At 43.9% G+C, this 17,281-nt stretch carries 16 protein-coding genes; all 16 read right to left on the bottom strand.

Annotated elements, in window-relative coordinates:
- Positions 1-8 precede the first annotated feature (8 nt).
- The 16 genes from F597_RS0116195 to F597_RS21780 all read right to left on the bottom strand — a co-directional run bounded on the left by F597_RS0116195 (position 9) and on the right by F597_RS21780 (position 17,268).
- The gene (locus F597_RS0116195) at positions 9-1,163 is read right to left on the bottom strand and encodes a sensor histidine kinase (RefSeq protein WP_019540808.1); all 1,155 of its coding nucleotides are present in this window, start codon (positions 1,161-1,163) and stop codon (positions 9-11) included.
- A gap of 22 nt (positions 1,164-1,185) precedes the next feature.
- Entirely contained in the window at positions 1,186-2,409 is a 1,224-nt protein-coding gene (locus F597_RS0116190; RefSeq protein WP_019540807.1) for an ABC transporter permease, read from the bottom strand.
- 72 nt (positions 2,410-2,481) lie between these two features.
- On the bottom strand, positions 2,482-3,231 hold the full coding sequence (locus F597_RS0116185) for an ABC transporter ATP-binding protein (protein WP_019540806.1): 750 nt from the start codon (positions 3,229-3,231) through the stop codon (positions 2,482-2,484).
- A gap of 32 nt (positions 3,232-3,263) precedes the next feature.
- Positions 3,264-4,460, bottom strand: coding sequence for an efflux RND transporter periplasmic adaptor subunit (locus tag F597_RS0116180; RefSeq protein WP_019540805.1), 1,197 nt, complete (start codon positions 4,458-4,460; stop codon positions 3,264-3,266).
- Positions 4,461-4,562: 102 nt separating this feature from the next.
- Positions 4,563-5,933 (bottom strand): TolC family protein, encoded by a 1,371-nt coding sequence (locus tag F597_RS0116175; RefSeq protein WP_019540804.1) that lies wholly within the window; start codon positions 5,931-5,933, stop codon positions 4,563-4,565.
- Between the two features lie 290 nt (positions 5,934-6,223).
- Entirely contained in the window at positions 6,224-7,372 is a 1,149-nt protein-coding gene (galK, locus tag F597_RS0116170; RefSeq protein ID WP_019540803.1) for a galactokinase, read from the bottom strand.
- A 25-nt stretch (positions 7,373-7,397) separates the two neighbouring features.
- Positions 7,398-8,738, bottom strand: coding sequence for an MFS transporter (locus tag F597_RS0116165; protein ID WP_019540802.1), 1,341 nt, complete (start codon positions 8,736-8,738; stop codon positions 7,398-7,400).
- Positions 8,739-8,795: 57 nt separating this feature from the next.
- Positions 8,796-9,881 carry an aldose epimerase family protein gene (locus F597_RS0116160; RefSeq protein WP_019540801.1) on the bottom strand — a complete coding sequence of 362 codons (1,086 nt, stop codon included), beginning with the start codon at positions 9,879-9,881 and terminating at the stop codon, positions 8,796-8,798.
- A gap of 130 nt (positions 9,882-10,011) precedes the next feature.
- Entirely contained in the window at positions 10,012-11,325 is a 1,314-nt protein-coding gene (locus tag F597_RS0116155; RefSeq protein WP_019540800.1) for a hemolysin family protein, read from the bottom strand.
- A 23-nt stretch (positions 11,326-11,348) separates the two neighbouring features.
- The gene (locus F597_RS0116150; RefSeq protein ID WP_019540799.1) at positions 11,349-12,251 is read right to left on the bottom strand and encodes a sugar phosphate nucleotidyltransferase; all 903 of its coding nucleotides are present in this window, start codon (positions 12,249-12,251) and stop codon (positions 11,349-11,351) included.
- A 159-nt stretch (positions 12,252-12,410) separates the two neighbouring features.
- Positions 12,411-13,394 (bottom strand): aldo/keto reductase, encoded by a 984-nt coding sequence (locus F597_RS0116145; protein ID WP_026327541.1) that lies wholly within the window; start codon positions 13,392-13,394, stop codon positions 12,411-12,413.
- An 81-nt stretch (positions 13,395-13,475) separates the two neighbouring features.
- Complete coding sequence (locus tag F597_RS0116140) at positions 13,476-14,150, bottom strand: RluA family pseudouridine synthase (RefSeq protein WP_019540797.1); 675 nt, start codon at positions 14,148-14,150, stop codon at positions 13,476-13,478.
- Between the two features lie 4 nt (positions 14,151-14,154).
- Positions 14,155-14,901 carry a 3-oxoacyl-[acyl-carrier-protein] reductase gene (gene fabG / locus F597_RS0116135; RefSeq protein ID WP_019540796.1) on the bottom strand — a complete coding sequence of 249 codons (747 nt, stop codon included), beginning with the start codon at positions 14,899-14,901 and terminating at the stop codon, positions 14,155-14,157.
- 76 nt (positions 14,902-14,977) lie between these two features.
- Positions 14,978-15,577, bottom strand: a complete 600-nt coding sequence (locus F597_RS0116130; protein WP_019540795.1) for a TetR/AcrR family transcriptional regulator — start codon at positions 15,575-15,577, stop codon at positions 14,978-14,980.
- A 176-nt stretch (positions 15,578-15,753) separates the two neighbouring features.
- A complete protein-coding gene (locus F597_RS0116125) occupies positions 15,754-16,332 on the bottom strand; it encodes a DUF3109 family protein (RefSeq protein ID WP_019540794.1) in 579 nt (192 codons plus the stop codon).
- A gap of 24 nt (positions 16,333-16,356) precedes the next feature.
- A complete protein-coding gene (locus F597_RS21780; RefSeq protein WP_019540793.1) occupies positions 16,357-17,268 on the bottom strand; it encodes a CPBP family intramembrane glutamic endopeptidase in 912 nt (303 codons plus the stop codon).
- Positions 17,269-17,281 lie beyond the last annotated feature (13 nt).

The following is a 17,281-nucleotide window of genomic DNA, read 5'->3' as shown; positions in this document are numbered from 1 at the left end:
TTTTTTTTTCAGGTTTCGATGATCAATACGGTTGAATAGATATTATTCTCAATTTCTTTATGCCACATATGGCGGTAAGGATAAATCAGTTCCAGTCTCTTCTTCACTTGTTGCAACCCGATACCGCTACCGCTTTTATCCGACTCGTCCTTCGGAAAATGACTATTGCGGCACAAGAATTCGATCTTACCGTCTTCCTTTTCCGACAAAGAAATATCGATAAAAGAATACTCATCACTACTCACCCCGTGTTTAAAAGCATTTTCTATCAGCGAAATAAAAATAAGCGGAGCGATCATCACCTCACTATTTTCCCTGATATCGAATTTTACGCTGAGATTGGTATTGGCAGGCAAACGCAGACGCATCAGATCAATGTAGTTACCGATAAAATTCACCTCTTCCTTCAATGGCACATACATCTTATTATTCTCATATAACACATATTGCAGTAACCGGCTTAAATCCATAATAGCCGGTTTGACTTTCGGCGAATTGAGTTGTGCCAGTGCGTAGATATTATTCAGCGTATTGAGCAGAAAATGCGGATTTATCTGATTCTTTAAGTTTTTCAATTCGGCTTCTATCATCGCCTGCTGCATTTCTTTCTGCATGGCCTCTATTTTGGTCCATCGGCTGCTCATTTTGATGGCCGTACTCAAAACGACCACCAATGTCAGTAAAATTACATCCCGAAGGATGAAAATCACAATCGGCAACCATCTGTTTTTTTCCATCCTGGGAGGGTCTTCCGGAGGCTTTCCTCCTCCGAATGGTGGCATATCTCCGTGCATATTCACTGAAAAGGAGAATTCATGCCAGAGATGAATGAGCAAAGCTGTTCCCAAAATCAACAGGATATTGATAATAAGAAATTCGTTCTTCCTGTTTTCAAATAAGAGACGATCGATAAGATAGAAGTAATTACTATAAAATACGATCATAAAACAAACCGGAACAGGAAGAAACAAGAGAAAACTCACCCAGGAAAAATCTCCCCGGCTCATAAAAAACAGGGGTAGCCCGAAGATTATGCACCAGGCGGCAATGTGAATAAATATATTGTCTGCTATTTTCGTATAAGGCAGCCAATACTGAGGTTTATCAGGTTTTATCTCCAATTTTGGCTTACCGTCCGGTGTTTCTGTTTTTTTCTGATCCATCTTCTCTAATTTTTACAGTTCCTTATTCATATCGTATTGCTTCGATAGGATCGAGCCTTGCAGCTTTCTTTGCCGGATACCATCCGAAGAAAATACCGGTTATCGAACAAACACCGAATGAGAGCAATACGCTCCACGATTGAATGAATACCGGCCACGAAGCTACCCAGTTTACTGTAAAAGTAGCACCCACGCCCACAAAAATACCAATAATTCCTCCAATTACACTAATCAGGATCGCTTCTATCAGGAATTGCATCAATACATCTTTTCCCCGGGCTCCCACACTCATTCTCAATCCTATTTCACGAGTGCGTTCGGTGACGGAGACATACATGATATTCATAATTCCTATACCTCCTACTACCAGGCTGATGCCGGCTACGCAGGCCAACAGGATCGTCATCAAATCAGAAGTAGTCGTGAGCATCGAACTTAACTCTTCCTGCGAACGTATCTCGAAATCATAATTGTCGGGATTCGATATACCATGATTCTCTGCCAGGATTGCCATGATGCTTTCAACAGCGTCGGGGGTCGCTTCTTCCGAAACAGCCGAACAATAGATCCCCTGTAAATAATTGATAGCTAAGATTCTTTTTTGCACAGCAGTATAAGGAGCCAGTACTATATCGTCCTGATCCATCCCCATTGTGTTATATCCTTTGCTTTCCAGTACCCCGACCACTTCGAAAGGGATAGTGTTGAAACGAATGACCTTGCCGATCGGATCTTCGCCTTTCGTGAATAAATTATCGACAATCGTTTTCCCGATGATGCAGACTTTATTGTTCGTTTCCACATCTTCCCGGGTGAACATGGAGCCGGATTGAATTTTCAACTGACGGATAGTCAGGTACTCAGGGCTTACGCCGTTGATGCTGCTCGGATAATTCTGATTCTGATAAATGAACTGTCCGCTGCTGCTTACATTCGGGGAGACCGCCGAAACATATTCAGCTTTATCCCTTATGTCGAAATAGTCTCTGTTTTTCAGTGTTTCCAGATTGGACATGCTTATGCGTGCTCCACCCTCACCCCGTTCGGAATAAGGATGTATCATGATCATATTCGATCCCATCTCCGATATCTGCTTCCGGATACTTCGTTTGGAGCCTTCTCCTATCGCCAACATGGTAATGACAGATGCTACTCCGATAATAATACCCAGCATAGTCAGCAATGCCCGGACTTTATTTCGGGACAGTGCGACTAATGCTATTTTGAATAAATTCTCTGTATTCATTTGATTTTTCTATTCTTTATGGTGTATCTAACCAATCATCAAATCATCAAATCAGTAAATCATCACATCAACCTACTCCTCTTCTTTGGGCAATTTCTCATAAGCTTCGGCAGCCAACAAGATGTGTCGATTATACGTATCTTCGATGATCCGCCCGTCTTTCAATACGATATTGCGGGTGCTGTAGCGGGCTATATCCTCGTTATGGGTTACGAAAATAATGGTCCTTCCTTCTTGATTCAGTTGCTGGAGCAGTTTCAGGATACTGAACGATGTGCGCGTATCCAGGTTTCCGGTTGCTTCATCGGCGAGGATCACCGCCGGATCATTCACCAATGCCCGGGCTATGGCAACACGTTGCATCTGCCCGCCACTCATCTGGTTACTCTTATGCAACAGGCGATCACCAAGCTCCACCCTCTCCAGCGCATCAACAGCTTTCTGCCGGCGCATGGATGAGGAAATGCCGGGATTATACATCAGCGGAAGTTCCACGTTTTCCACAGCCGTGGTGTTAGCCAGCAGGTTATAACTCTGGAAAACAAATCCTATCTTGGTATTCCTGATCCTGGCGCGCTGGTCTTTGTTCATTTTCTGTACCGAGATGCCGTCGAGCAGGTAAGAGCCTTCGGTAGGGGTATCCAGACAACCCAGAATATTCAGCAGGGTACTTTTCCCGCTTCCCGATTTTCCCATGATGGTAACGAATTCACCTTCCTTGATACTGAACGTTACACCACGTAAGGCATGGACGGTTTCCGCACCTACAATGAAATCGCGACGGATATCCGATATGTTGATGATAACAGGATTATTGTTCATTTTTTCAACTTTTGGAATCATTCGTATTCTGGTTACCTTCTTCCACCTCCGCCTCCACGACGTGGTGGTTGTGCCATGAAAGGACTGGATTCGTTTCCACTATCCGGTGGGGATGTAAGCTTGCGTGCCTGGGTATTCTTTCCTGTAATCACTTTTTCACCTTCGGTCAGGCCCGATATTACTTCAGTATACATATTATTGCTATTGCCTGTTTTTATCTGTCGGCGGACCGGGAAATTATTCTCATCAAGCACCCATACAACCGTATCTTTTTCGCTAATCATCTCATTTCCGGGATTGAAATTAACGGCCTGGGACGGAACGGCAAGTGCATCCGGTTTATCCAGCGTATAGATCGTACAGGTAGCCGTCATGCCCGGTTTCAGCTTCAGTCCACCGTTAGGCGCCTCCACCACAACTTCATAAGTAACGACATTATTGGTAGTCGTAGGTGATAGTCTAACCTGGGTAGTTGTGCCGGTAAACTCTTCATAGGGAAAAGCATCCACGGTGAACATCACCCGTTGTCCGATGGCGATATCACCCATATCCGCTTCATCCACTTCCGCTATTACACGCATCTTGGTAAGATCATTTGCTATAGTGAATAGTGTCGGCGTTTCGAAACTGGCAGCAACGGTCTGGCCTTCTTCTACCTCACGGCTTAAAACAACACCGTCGATGGGAGAATATATTTTCGCGTATCCCAGATTCGTTTCGGCTGTCTGATAGCTGCTTACGCTCACATTATAATCATTCCGGGCTTTTTGATAAGAATATAGCGCCTCTTCGTAATCCGAACTGCTTATCAGTTGTTTTTCATACAATACCTTAAAACGCCCATAATTCTTCTCCTTGTATTCCAGTTCGCTTTTGGCAGTTGCCATCGAACTCTTTGCCGACGACAAGGTTGCCTGTAACACGGTCTGGTCGAGTTCGGCAAGCAATTCACCTTGTGAAACTATGCTATTGTAATCGACATAAATTTTATCGACTCTCCCGCTTACCTGTGTTCCCACATCAATTTTCGTGATAGGTTCCAGTGTTCCGGTACATGTCACCATATTGGATATATCTTGTCTTTCCACACTCTCTGTAAGCCATTCTATTTTATCATTTTTATTATCCTTACAGGAGTAAAAGGATATTATCATAATCCCTGCGAGCAGGATAAAAGCCATAAAAAATAACCTGATACGCCTTTTTGAATTGTTATTCTTTGTCTTCATATGATTTTTTATTTTTTACATTTCAATTACATTAGACTATTTCTACGCTCGGCATAATCAAAGTAAACTTTGCTTCTGCTCTCGCTTAACGAAATAGTTCCCTCAAATCAAGCCCTGATAGTATTCCAGTATTTTAATATTCAGTAAAGCCATATATTTTGCCTGCAGCAATTCCTGTTGAGCCGTTATCAATCTGTTTTTTTCCGTCAACATTTCAATCGTATTCTTGAGGCCCAATGTAAACTGTTCGTTCATCACATCGTAACTCTCCCGGCTATATTTAACTTTCTCTTCGGCCGCAACGAACTGAGCTTGTGAAGCCAGGGTATTTAAATAAGCCGTTTCAATGTCGGCATATAGTTCTTTTCGGATACTTAATTCATTCAATTGTGATGAATAGACATTGATGCCGGCTTTCTCCACGGCGCTTTTGACAGTCCTGTTGGAAAAGATGGGAATGCTGACCGACAATCCGATCACGTTGTTCCAGTTATATTTCAACTGGGAACCGAAAGAATATCCCGAATGATTATAGAGGTTGCCGGTTCCCGTATTTGCCTGTAAACTGACAGTAGGATAAAAACCGGCCTTCGCTTTTTCAATATCCAGTTGCGCATATTCAGTGTTAAGCTCGCTGTTTCTTATTTGTGGCATCACATGTAAAGCCGTCTGATAAATCGTCTGTTTATCGGGGATCAGGGATAATACATCGTCTTCGCCTGGTGGTGTGAGCGTCAAATCCATACTGTCAAGCCTGTCCAGTTCCAGAAGTTGTTTCAATTGTAATTTATAATTCTCCAGGGTGGTTTGGGCATTCACCAAATTGTAATTATCCGCCGCATACTGTGATTCCCATTGAGAAACATCGCTTTTGGCTACCGAACCGACGGATAATTTTATTTTATTGCTCTCCAATTGGGCTTTGCTTAATTCTACAGCATCCTCATAAGCCTTTAGCGCCTCATTGGCATAAAGAATTTGGAGATAGTTTTGTATAATGGCTAATTTGATGTTGTTTTTACTCTCTTCGATTTCCAGATCGGCGATCCGGTTGTTTAATTCGGCCTGTTTGATACCGGTAATGCGAGAACCGCCGTCGAATATAGTCCACGATGCATTCAGGCTGTAACTCCCGGATGCGGAAAGGGAAGATGTTCCGGAAGATGTATCTTCTTGTGAAAACGGGTAATTGGTAAGGTTCTGACCAATAGATGCCGAGAGTGAAGGAAGCATTGCCGCTTTCGCCAGTTTGGTATCGACCAATCCGGTTTCTTTATTGGCTTCACTCTGTTTTATTTGTATATTATTTTCAAGTGCATAATCGATACACGCCTGTAAATCCCATTGCGAGGGTAAGGCTTTTTCTTGCGAATATGCGGCCGGTATTCCTGACAAAAGGAATATTACTACCGTGATACAAACAGAAGCAATATTTGTACTTATTGGAAAGAATGGATAAAAAATGTACCTCATAAATAATCCTTTTTTCAGGCAAAAGTAGCGTCGCCCGACAAGCTCCGAAAAACATTTCGACGAAGGTTGGGTATTTATCGACCAAAAAAAGGAATCACGGTATTAATGACTTTCCGGGAAATACATTTTTTCCCGGAACATCATCAGGATAAGAGGCAAATCACTACAAATCGGTAAAAGACGGTTAAAAATTTGGAGTGTAATGATATTCATGGTGGGATTAAAAAAAAGCTGAAAGCATACACCCTGAAGGGGCTTCTGCTTTCAGCCATAAAGTGTGTGTTTTTAAATCAGAGCTTGCGAGCTCCGTCGCTGATCACTACATCATAGACTTTCGGTTCATGGCCGTACTTGGCTTTGAACTGCGCTTTGGCATCAGCGATAAATGAATCATACAACTCATCCTTTACCAGATTGATGGTACAACCGCCAAAGCCGCCTCCCATCACACGCGAACCGGTTACACCGTGCTCACGGGCCAAATCATTCAGGAAATCAAGCTCTTCACAGCTCACTTCGTAGAGTTTACTCATACCGTGGTGCGTTTCATACATCTTCTGACCGACGGTCTCATAATCGCCTTTTTCCAATGCATCACACACATCGAGTACCCGCTGGGTTTCCTCGATCACATATTTGGCACGCAGATAGTCCTCTTCCGAAATCTCATTCTTTACCTCGTCGAGCATCTCCATAGAAGCATCACGCAGGAACTCCACCTCAGGGTGGCGCTTTGCAATGGTTCTGGCGGCATGTTCGCACGATTCCCGCCGTTTGTTATATGCCGATGAAGCCAGCTCATGTTTTACAACAGTATCAAGCAACACCAGTTTATATCCTTTGGGATCAAACGGGAAGTAGGCATATTCCATCGATTTGGTATCGAGACGGATCAAATTGCCTTTCTTCCCGAAAATGGAAGCAAACTGGTCCATAATACCGCATTTCACACCTACGTAATTGTGTTCGGTGGATTGACCGATACGCGCCAGTTCGAATTTATCGATGCCAAGGTTTAACAGATCGTTCAATGCAAAAGCATAGGTACTTTCCAATGCCGCCGAAGAAGACATCCCGGCACCGAGGGGCACATCGCCCGCAAATACGGTATCGAATCCCTTCACCGTACCACCTCTTTTAATGATCTCACGGCATACGCCAAACAGATACTTGGCCCAACCCTCTTTCGGAAGGTTCCCTTCATTGAGCCCGAACTCGGAACTTTCATCCAGATCGATCGCATAGGCTCTCACTTTATCAGTTCCATTGAACCGGATAGCAGCGATCATACCTTTATCGATAGCGCCGGGGAATACGAAGCTTCCATTATAATCGGTATGCTCCCCTATTAAGTTGATACGTCCCGGTGAGGCATAGACCTCCGGGGATTGGTTGCCGAATTTCTCAGAAAATATTTTTATTACTTCTTCTTTCGTCATTATAATTAATTATTAAAACTCCAAATTATTCTTCTACGGGTGCACTCTGGGAAGCAGTATCGACCGATACTTCTTCATCCGTCACAGAGACACCGGTGGTTACGTTCTTCGAACCGATCAGGGCATAGAACAACAGGTAAGCCAATCCTATGGCAATCACCCAATAGCTTGCCAGATAACTGACAGAATCGGCTATACCACCCTGAATAGCAGGAAGGATACCGCCACCGCAAACCAGGGTCATAAATATTCCCGTAGCGGCCGGTGTGAACTTGCCCAACCCTTCTACTGCCAGGTTGAATATGCTACCCCACATGATGGATGTGCAGAAACCGACCAACACCATAAACATTGCATTAATGGGTATCTGTACTAACCCGAACGAAAGGCCGCCTTCGGAGGTAAACGCCGGGAATGTAACTTCGATGGTTGTCGGCGAGAAGATAGCTGCCAGAATTAACAGCAATCCCACGAATGAAGCGGTAGAAAGCATGGCCTTGCTGGAGATTTTACTCCCCAGGGAAGCTCCGATTAACCTGCCTGCCAACATGAAAAGCCAATAAATCCCGGCCACAAATCCCGCGGTTGTTTTGCCCACGGGGGTGTCGGATAACCATAATATCATTACGCCGGGTGTACCGACTTCAACTCCCACATAAACAAAAATGGCAATGGCGCCCAATATAAAATGCCTGAATTTCATCGCTCCTGACATCAGTGTACCCATTGGTTCTTTTGTCTTTGTCGCATGAGGCTCAGGAATTCTTATGCCCATCAAAACAAAGAATACAACAGCAAAAACACCCATTGCGATGTACATTACCGGAAATACATCACTGATCCTGGCGCTGGTCGCTTCACCGATCAAAATACCCACAAAAGCGGGGGTAAAGGTAGCCATCACGGAGTTGAAGGAACCACCGACCTGGATCAGCTGGTTGCCTTTATTACCTCCGCCGCCCAACGTGTTCAACATGGGATTGACCACGGTATTCAACAGACACATGGAGAAACCGGCAATGAATGCCCCAAGCAGGTAAACAACAAAGGCTGCTCCTTCGGGTGCATGTCCGGAGAGAAATTGTACAAATACCCCTACAAACCCCACGGCAATGGCGATCAGGGCCGTTTTTTTATACCCAACACGTTGTAAAAGCATGCCGCCCGGTATTCCCATCACTGCGTAAGCAATAAAATTGGCTGCATTCCCCAGCAACCCGAGGAAATTGGAAACGCCGAATTGTTCCTTTAATACTTGTCCCATCGGTGCCGCCAGATTGGTAACAAATGAGATCATTCCGAAAAGCGCGATCATCATGATGATTGGCACAATCCGATTCTTGTTCTGATCAGTAGTCGTGTTCATACTTCTTAATTAATTATTAATTGTTGATTTATTAATTGTTAATAGGCTAATACCAATTTATGCTGGTTCTCCGGTCGTAAACCGGTAGGTTGTCCTCGATTCAAAAGTTTCATCCGGCCGCAGGATTACCGAGGGGTAATCCGGTTTGTTGATACTGTCGGGATAATGCTGTGTTTCGAAACAGACAGCCGATCTTGCAGGATAACGCTTCCCATGTTTTCCGGCAAAATTGCCGGTCATCCAATTGCCGGTATATACCTGTATACCGGGTTCGGTTGTATAGATATCCATTTTAATACCTGTTTTCGGAGAAAGGCAGTAACCCGCATAGGCATATTCATCCGCAGCGTTTTTATTCAGAATGAAAGTATGATCGTATCCTTTGCCGAAATGCAGTTGTTCGAAATCATCATCGATCCGCTCTCCAATGGTATGAGGTTCGGTAAAATCAAACGGTGTTCCCTTCACCGGCTCCGGGTCGCCGTAAGGTATAGCCGTGTTGTCGGTAGGCAGATAGCTGTCTGCTTTAAGCATAAGCCAATGGTCACCGACAGAAGGGTCCCCCTGTCCGGAAAGATTGAAATAGGAATGATTGGTGAGATTCAGAATAGTTGTTTTGTCGGTGGTCGCCTTATAATGAATATCTAATGCATTATCGTCCGTCAGAATATAAGTCAATGTCACTGCAAGGTTACCGGGGAAACCCTCTTCAGCATCGGCCGACAAATAGAATAATTCAATACTCTGGTCGGTCAGTTCTTTCACTTCCCACACCACAGCATTGAAGCCCTTAATTCCTCCGTGGAGTGAGTTAGGACCGTTGTTGACTGCCAGTTGGTATTCTTTTCCCTCGAGAGTGAAACGACCTTTGGCGATCCGGTTGGCCGTTCTGCCGCATATGGCGCCAAAATAGGCTTCTTCCGAAGTCAGATATTCATCTATCGTATTATGTCCCAATACAACGTCAACCAATGTTCCGTTTTTATCGGGCACCATCAGCGAAACTATTTTAGCCCCGTAATTGGTGACTGTCAGTTCGCATCCATTCTTGTTTGTCAGAGTGTATAACCCGGTTTGCCTGCCATCTACTGTTTTTTGAAAAGCATCGACAAGCAAACCGGATTTGCCATACAATTTGTTCATGTAATTTTCTGGGTTTAAAATTAAGATATCGATGAAGATTGATTCTTTCTTAAATCTGCTGTAAAATTAGCACCTATTTTCGATGTAACATGAAAAAATTTTGTGTTATATAACATAAAATTTTTAATTATCACATAAATACTTCATCAACTTCTTTTAATTTTTTTGTTACTAAAACTTTATCAATCTTGTTTCCATCTACATCCACAATCTCGAAATGAAGATTATCGTAATCGAACTGATCTCCCACCGCCGGTATCTTATTGATGCATTCAAATACAAAACCGGCTACAGTAGAATAATCGATCTTGTCGAAATCCACAATAAAATCCTCATCCATCTGCGACAATATCTCTATAGGCGCCTCTCCGCTCACCAGAGCAGAATGGTCATCACGCATGAATATGAGCGGATCCGAGAGTTCATCTTCGGTCTCCTCCGGAATGGCACCTACCAGATTCTCGAATATGTCGTGAATAGTGATAATTCCGTCGAGGCTTCCATATTCATCTACCACCACAGCCACAAACTTATGGTTGTTCTTGAAATTTTCAAGTACTTTTTGCGCCAGTTGATTATTAGGGACAATAATAGGCTCCATGATCAGGTCCTCGATCGAAAACAAATCTCCCTTATTGAGCCGTAACAGGAAATCCCTCATGGAGATGGTACCCACAAAGTCATCGATCTCCTTTCTGCAGGCAAGTATCTTACTGTGTTTTGTCTGCAACAGATCCTCAATGATCTCCCCTCTGCTCTTGCTGATATCCACCCATTCCACATCGGTACGGTGTGTCATAAGATGGATAGCCCGTTTATCGGAAAAATAAAAAACCTGCTCGTGGATTATATTTTCTTCTGCATCGATAACTCCCTCATGGGAAGCGGTCTTCAACATAGCCCTCAGTTCCATTTCCGACACCACTTCCACTTTCGGTTTCAAACCTATCAACCGGTTGACAAAGTTAGTCGATACCGACAGCAGTTTTACGAACGGATAGAAAATGATACTCACCACATGAATGGTAGGAGCTACGGCAATTGCCATTTTTTCGGGATTGTTGAGTGCAATGGTCTTTGGCACCAGTTCACCTATCACGATGGAAACATAAGTGATAAGGAACACCACAACCACCATGGAAATACCTTCTGCAAAAGGAGCAATAGCCGGAAACTGCTGAAAGAAAGGCACCAGATAAACAGTAAAAGCCTGCCCACCGTAAGCACCGTTGATAATACCGATCAGGGTAATCCCCACCTGTACCGACGACAGGAAATTACCGGGATCGGAACGTAATTTCAATGCTCGCCGGGCTCCTAACTTACCTTTCTTTCGTTCTGCCTCCAGTTTGTTTTTCTTCGTAGATACGATGGCGATCTCCGACAAGGCAAAGAAACCGTTAAAAAGGATCAGTAAAAGAATGATAATGATATCTATCCACATAGCAGGCTATTTCTGTGATAATCTCACCACAAGGGAGAGGGATAAGTTCCCTCATCGACAAGACTTTTCAATTTTGCCACCACTCCAGGCCGGTCTTCCGCATATGTAACGCCAAACCATCCGGAAGGCGTATCGAGCACTTTTACGGAAGCTTTTCCTGTAACGATGAGGTGATTGACCAGTAACGGTATAAAATACTCTGCTTTGAGATTCCCGGCATTTTCTTTCAGGAATTGCACGAAGTAATCGTCGGAGTATTTAAAATAATCGGGTGTAAAACCCCACATATTCATGGAGACCGGAGTGTTATCGTCAATGGCGACCCATTGGTCGTTTTCATCCTTATAACTTACTTTTCCGTCCACACGCATCACCTGTGTACGTTCCACCACGCCGGTAAGGTTGCGGTCCTCATCGGTTTCACAAACACCACGGGCTACGGTACCGCTTTCCGAAAGGGTATTTCCCACACGGTAACCCACCATACAATATTTGTTTTCACTCTCTCCCAGGGTAGAAAGATAATCGGCCAGCACCTTATAGCTCTCGCGTCCATAAAAATCGTCGGCATTGATCACCGCAAAAGGCTCATTAATTACCTCTTTTCCCATCATCACAGCATGATTGGTACCCCATGGTTTCACTCGGTCGGGATGAGGCGTAAAACCTTCCGGCAATTTATCCAGTTCCTGAAATACCAGTTCTACCGGTATTTTTTTCTCATATTTACTGACGATCTTCTCCCTGAAGTCCTTTTCAAATGACTTACGGATTACAAAGACCAGCTTCCCAAAGCCGGCATTCACCGCGTCGTAAATAGAATAATCCATAATGGTCTCGCCGTTCGGACCCAATCCGTCCAGTTGTTTCAGTCCTCCATAGCGGCTTCCCATTCCTGCTGCCAATACAAATAAAGTTGGTTTCATTTTTTTTAGAATAAAGAGCAAAGAATAAAGTCACATGTCACCTTTTCTTCTTATTAAATGCTCGTTTCATTTATTGATTTATTGATTTGTAGATTTACACTTTTTTCTTTATAAATAACCCGGGATTGCTCACCGATATGCAAATGTAAGATTTTTATCTTAAAATTCATTCACTGTGTTATGGATAAAATCAAATTCCTGCTGAGTTAACTCAAAATCCATTGCTCTGGCATTTTGAACGGACTGCGCAGCGTTACGTGCTCCGGCAAGTGCGATAGTGATTCCGGGCCTTTCCACTGTCCAGCGCAGGACAAGCTGCGACAGAGTTGTACCTTTCTCATCCGCAATGGGTTTTATCTTTTGCAGCAATCTGTTGGTACGTTCTATAAACTCCGGTTGAAAATGCTTATGATTGGCGCGATGGTCGCCTGGCTGGAACTGGTAATCCGGCGTTATTTTGCCTGTGAGCAAACCACGCTCCAGGGGGCTGTAGGCCAGAATAGCCTTGTGATGTTCAATACAATAAGGTAGTGTTTCTTTCTCTATACCCCTATTTACCATACTATACGGTATCTGATTAGATGCAAGTTTCAATGTCTTTTCCGCTTCTGCCATTTGTGCTGCGTCATAGTTGCACACTCCCGCATAACGCACCTTTCCCTGCTCGATCAGTTTTGCCACCGCCTCAAAGGTTTCACTGACGGGTGTAGTGATATCAGGCCAGTGAATCTGATACAGGTCGATGTAGTCTGTACCCAACCGCCGCAGGCTATCCTCGCATTCTTTGATCACACTTTCCTTTCCTGCATATTTGTAAATATCGATATCATTTCCGTCATTATCCTTGCTTGTAAAATTAAAATCACCCTTGGCAAGATTCCATCGCATACCGAATTTAGTGAGTATCTGTACTTTTTCGCGCGGTATCTCTTTAATAGCCTCACCTACAATTTCCTCACTCGTCCCCTGTCCGTAAATGGGGGCAGTATCTATGGAGGTAACTCCAATATCATACGCCGCTCTGATAGCTTCAACAGCATCGTTTCTCTCAGTCTTGCCCCACATCCAACCTCCGGCAGCCCATGCTCCGAATGTGATTACCGAAAGGGACAGATCTGTTTCTCCCAATTTTCTATATTGCATATCGTGAAATATAAATGATAAATAAATTCCGAATATCGCAAAAGTGGATGAATAAACGGGTATTGAAGTTGTGAATTGATGTTAAAGGTCGATTTCAACTGATTTCCATAAATTATCATTCGGTACAGGTGCAGTGACCTGTATCTTTTCTTTGGAAACAGGATGGATAAACGAGATAGTACGTGCATGCAGACTGATGCTCCCGTCCGGATTAGAACGGGCTGCACCATATTTGAGATCTCCCTTGATTGGGCATCCTATTTTGGCTAATTGAACCCGGATCTGATGATGCCTTCCGGTCTCCAGATCTATCTCCAGCAAATAATAATTCTGTGAAGCGGCGATCAGCCGGTAATGCAGTACCGCTTTTTTTGTATGTGGTTTTTCATTGGTATATGCAGTGGATTTGTTAGTCTTTTCATCCTTAATCAGATAGTGCGTCAACTGATCTTCCTCTTTCGGGGGACGATTTCTCACAATGGCCCAATAGGTCTTGTCTACCTCGCCATTGCGAAACATATCGTTAAGCCGCGACAACGCTTTACTGGTCTTTGCAAACACCACCACTCCACTCGTCGGACGGTCGAGCCGGTGCGTCACACCACAAAAAACGTTGCCGGGCTTATTGTACTTCTCTTTCAGATATTCCTTCACCATCTCGGACAACGGCTTATCGCCCGTCTTGTCGCCCTGCACGATCTCACCCGGCGCCTTGTTGACAATAATGATGTGGTTATCCTCGTAAAGAACTGTCATCTAATCAGGTATTCATACCACCACAGACATTAATTACTTGTCCGCTTACATACGAAGAGAGGTCAGAAGCAAGGAAAAGAGCTGCATTCGCAACATCTGCCGGTGTGCCTCCGCGTCGTAACGGAATCTGCTTTGCCCATTCGTTACGTACTTCTTCCGACAACTGTCCGGTCATTTCGGTAATGATGAAGCCAGGAGCAATCGCATTGACACGGATACCGCGTGAACCCAGCTCTTTCGCCATCGATTTCGCGAGTCCGATCATTCCGGCTTTAGACGCAGAATAATTGGCTTGACCAGCGTTCCCCGATACACCTACCACAGAACTCATATTCACAATGCTGCCCGATTTCTGGCGCATCATTATGGGGGTCACCGCATGAATGAAGTTGAATGCCGACTTCAGATTCACATTGATTACCGCATCCCACTGCTGTTCGCTCATCCGCATCATCAAGCCGTCTTTAGTGATACCGGCATTGTTGATCAGGATATCTATGCGGCCAAAATCCTGCATCACCTGCTCAACGACCTTGTGTGTTTCTTCAAAATTGGCAGCATTGGAGGCATAGCCTTTACACTTCACTCCCAAAGAAGCGATTTCGTGCTCGGTAGCTGTACCGACCTCGTCTATAGTCAAGTCCGTAAATGCGATATTCGCACCTTCCGAAGCAAATTTCAATGCGATTGCTTTACCGATACCACGAGCAGCTCCGGTCACTAATGCTGTTTTCCCTTCTAATAGCTTCATACTATATTAATTATTAATTACGAATTACTAATTACCAATTGATTACTAATTACTAATCACTTATCTCTCCACTTCTTCACTTTTCACTTCTCATATACAATCCCTTAAAAAGAATATCAGAAATAATTTCCCTGTCTTCTTTTTTATTATAGTCAAGCCCTAATGTACCCCGGATGGTGGGGACTTCCAGTCCTTTGAAAGCATAATGCAATATTACCGCGGTTTGCTTTACATTCTTCAGTCCGAAGATACCTTTATTACAACCATCCTGAATAATCCCTTCGAGGTAACTGATCTCTTTCCGGTCGAACTCCTTACGGACATTTTCCACCTGCCAGATATCCCTGAAAAAATTAGCACGCAAAGTACCATTGCGTGTAACCACCTCTTTAACGGCGTTCAGGCGGGTAAAAGCCAACAAAATCAGTTTCTCATCGGCAGGGATGTCACGCTTGATTACCTCCTCGAGTCTGTTGTACAGCACATTGAGTTCCGACTCAATAACAGCCTTATAAATATCGTATTTACTGTTGAAATAGGTATAGAGAGTACGTCGGCCACGTTGTGATGCTTCGGCAATATCATTCATCGTTGTATTCTCAACACCTTTCCTGGCGAAAAGCTGCTGGGCTACATCGATTAAATTTTTCCTTGTCTTAGAAATTGCTGAAGCCATAGCATTCTGCACATTTTACGTATGTGTGTGCAAAAATAGCACAAGATTCTAAATTTAGAAAGTAAATAACACAAAAAAAATGAAATAGATATTTAACATCCAAAACATACAGAGAGTAAGGTCGACAATCTATAAGGTAAGTTCAGAAACAAACCTGTTTTATTATTTTTTCGTTTTTATTCTTCCTTTTTATTTAATAGCCTGGCAGCTTCGCACACTTCATTATACCATTCTTCTCCGAATTTCCTGATCAAAGGTTCTTTCAGGAAGCGGTAAAGAGGAACTCCCTCCTTTCTTCCGAGCTTCACAGCCGGCTGACATATTGACCAACGATGATAATTGACAGCCGTGAAATCTCTGTACTCTGTCAATCTTATAGGATAAAGATGGCATGAAACCGGTTTACGGACAGATATCCGTCCCTGCCTGTAAGCATTGTCGATGGCACATTTACACACACCATCGGCATCGAAGTAGGTGAATACACACTCTTTTCCGTTTACAAGGGAGGTAACCAGTTCACTGTCGTAATCGGTATAGGCGATCCCCTGCTTATTGATCACCTCCTGTGCTTTTGGGGAAAGATCATCCCAGATTTCAGACAGAATTCCTTCTATCTCCCGGAATTCCTCTTTTGTAATAGGTGCTCCCGATTCCCCCTCTACACAACATTCTCCCTTGCATTTGCAGAGGTCACAGATAAATTGTTCTTCGAATATATCGTCTGACAAAAGCGTATTTTGAATTTGTATCATTTTTTATTCTATATTGATTCGTCTTTATTTTCTGAATTTATTATCCTTAGTCTTTCCACCTTTCCACGAATTCCTCCGGTGGTATATCCAAAACAAGAGAACGGTACACAATGCACTGGCAGCAGCAACGAGAGCAAACCACCCGTCGACCGGCATCTCCTCTATCTTCCGCATCCACTGGGTGTCGCCCCAGAAATAATGCAGCACAATAATGAAAGCATTATTAATAAAGTGAAACAGAATAGGTACCCACAGATTCCGCGTGTAAAGGAACAGATATCCCAACAGGGCACCCAACAGTAGTCTCGGCAAAAATCCATAAAACTGGAAATGGACTAGACTGAATACCAGTGCCGTGATCCAGACAGCCACATGTCCGTTCGGAAACTTCTCCTGAATAAATTGTTGTAAGGCTCCACGGAAAAACATCTCTTCCGACACTGCTGCAAATCCCGCCACAATAATCAGGTTCAGGATAAGACTTCCGATGGTCTTACCCGATAGCAACAAACCGGTGGTCTCGAGTGCAGCATCTTCCATGGAGCGTAATATCTGCTCCACTTCATGCATAGATGCAGGAAGTTCCATCCCTTTGTTCCATTGTGACAGAAACGAAGCTAAACAGTAAGAGAAGATAAAAGCCAGAACGGCGAATATCATTTTTTCTCCCATCCGGCCGTTGGCGGTCATCTTCAGGTAGCGTGCCGGGGCAGTGTGAGTCAAAACAGCAATAAAATATGCCGGCAAAGCGGTGCCCAACACCGATTGCATTACCGAGCCCACATAAATTGCAGTCACCCCGTTTCCGCCGTCCACTCCCGGTATCATCAGAATAAGATTTGTCAGGATAGCGGCTGTGATTACACCAATCAGCAGAAACAAGAAAAGCCAGGCTATCTTATAGCCGGGTGTGAAGGACGAAAAAAGAGGTTTCATTGCTGCTGTCATT

Source organism: Proteiniphilum acetatigenes DSM 18083 (assembly GCF_000380985.1).
GTDB lineage: Bacteria > Bacteroidota > Bacteroidia > Bacteroidales > Dysgonomonadaceae > Proteiniphilum > Proteiniphilum acetatigenes.
Note: the sequence above shows the minus strand (reverse complement) of the source record. Positions and strands in the feature narration are given on the sequence as shown.

Excerpts from the sequence above, each read along its gene's own strand:
- F597_RS0116140 (WP_019540797.1), bottom strand. The coding sequence starts at position 14,150 with ATGACAGTTCTTTACGAGGATAACCACATCATTATTGTCAACAAGGCG.
- F597_RS0116160 (WP_019540801.1), bottom strand. The coding sequence starts at position 9,881 with ATGAACAAATTGTATGGCAAATCCGGTTTGCTTGTCGATGCTTTTCAA.
- F597_RS0116190 (WP_019540807.1), bottom strand. The coding sequence starts at position 2,409 with ATGAATACAGAGAATTTATTCAAAATAGCATTAGTCGCACTGTCCCGA.
- F597_RS0116145 (WP_026327541.1), bottom strand. The coding sequence starts at position 13,394 with ATGCAATATAGAAAATTGGGAGAAACAGATCTGTCCCTTTCGGTAATC.
- F597_RS0116185 (WP_019540806.1), bottom strand. The coding sequence starts at position 3,231 with ATGAACAATAATCCTGTTATCATCAACATATCGGATATCCGTCGCGAT.
- F597_RS0116165 (WP_019540802.1), bottom strand. The coding sequence starts at position 8,738 with ATGAACACGACTACTGATCAGAACAAGAATCGGATTGTGCCAATCATC.
- F597_RS0116150 (WP_019540799.1), bottom strand. The coding sequence starts at position 12,251 with ATGAAACCAACTTTATTTGTATTGGCAGCAGGAATGGGAAGCCGCTAT.
- galK (WP_019540803.1), bottom strand. The coding sequence starts at position 7,372 with ATGACGAAAGAAGAAGTAATAAAAATATTTTCTGAGAAATTCGGCAAC.
- F597_RS0116130 (WP_019540795.1), bottom strand. The coding sequence starts at position 15,577 with ATGGCTTCAGCAATTTCTAAGACAAGGAAAAATTTAATCGATGTAGCC.
- F597_RS21780 (WP_019540793.1), bottom strand. The coding sequence starts at position 17,268 with ATGAAACCTCTTTTTTCGTCCTTCACACCCGGCTATAAGATAGCCTGG.
- F597_RS0116125 (WP_019540794.1), bottom strand. The coding sequence starts at position 16,332 with ATGATACAAATTCAAAATACGCTTTTGTCAGACGATATATTCGAAGAA.
- F597_RS0116180 (WP_019540805.1), bottom strand. The coding sequence starts at position 4,460 with ATGAAGACAAAGAATAACAATTCAAAAAGGCGTATCAGGTTATTTTTT.
- F597_RS0116175 (WP_019540804.1), bottom strand. The coding sequence starts at position 5,933 with ATGAGGTACATTTTTTATCCATTCTTTCCAATAAGTACAAATATTGCT.
- fabG (WP_019540796.1), bottom strand. The coding sequence starts at position 14,901 with ATGAAGCTATTAGAAGGGAAAACAGCATTAGTGACCGGAGCTGCTCGT.
- F597_RS0116195 (WP_019540808.1), bottom strand. The coding sequence starts at position 1,163 with ATGGATCAGAAAAAAACAGAAACACCGGACGGTAAGCCAAAATTGGAG.
- F597_RS0116155 (WP_019540800.1), bottom strand. The coding sequence starts at position 11,325 with ATGTGGATAGATATCATTATCATTCTTTTACTGATCCTTTTTAACGGT.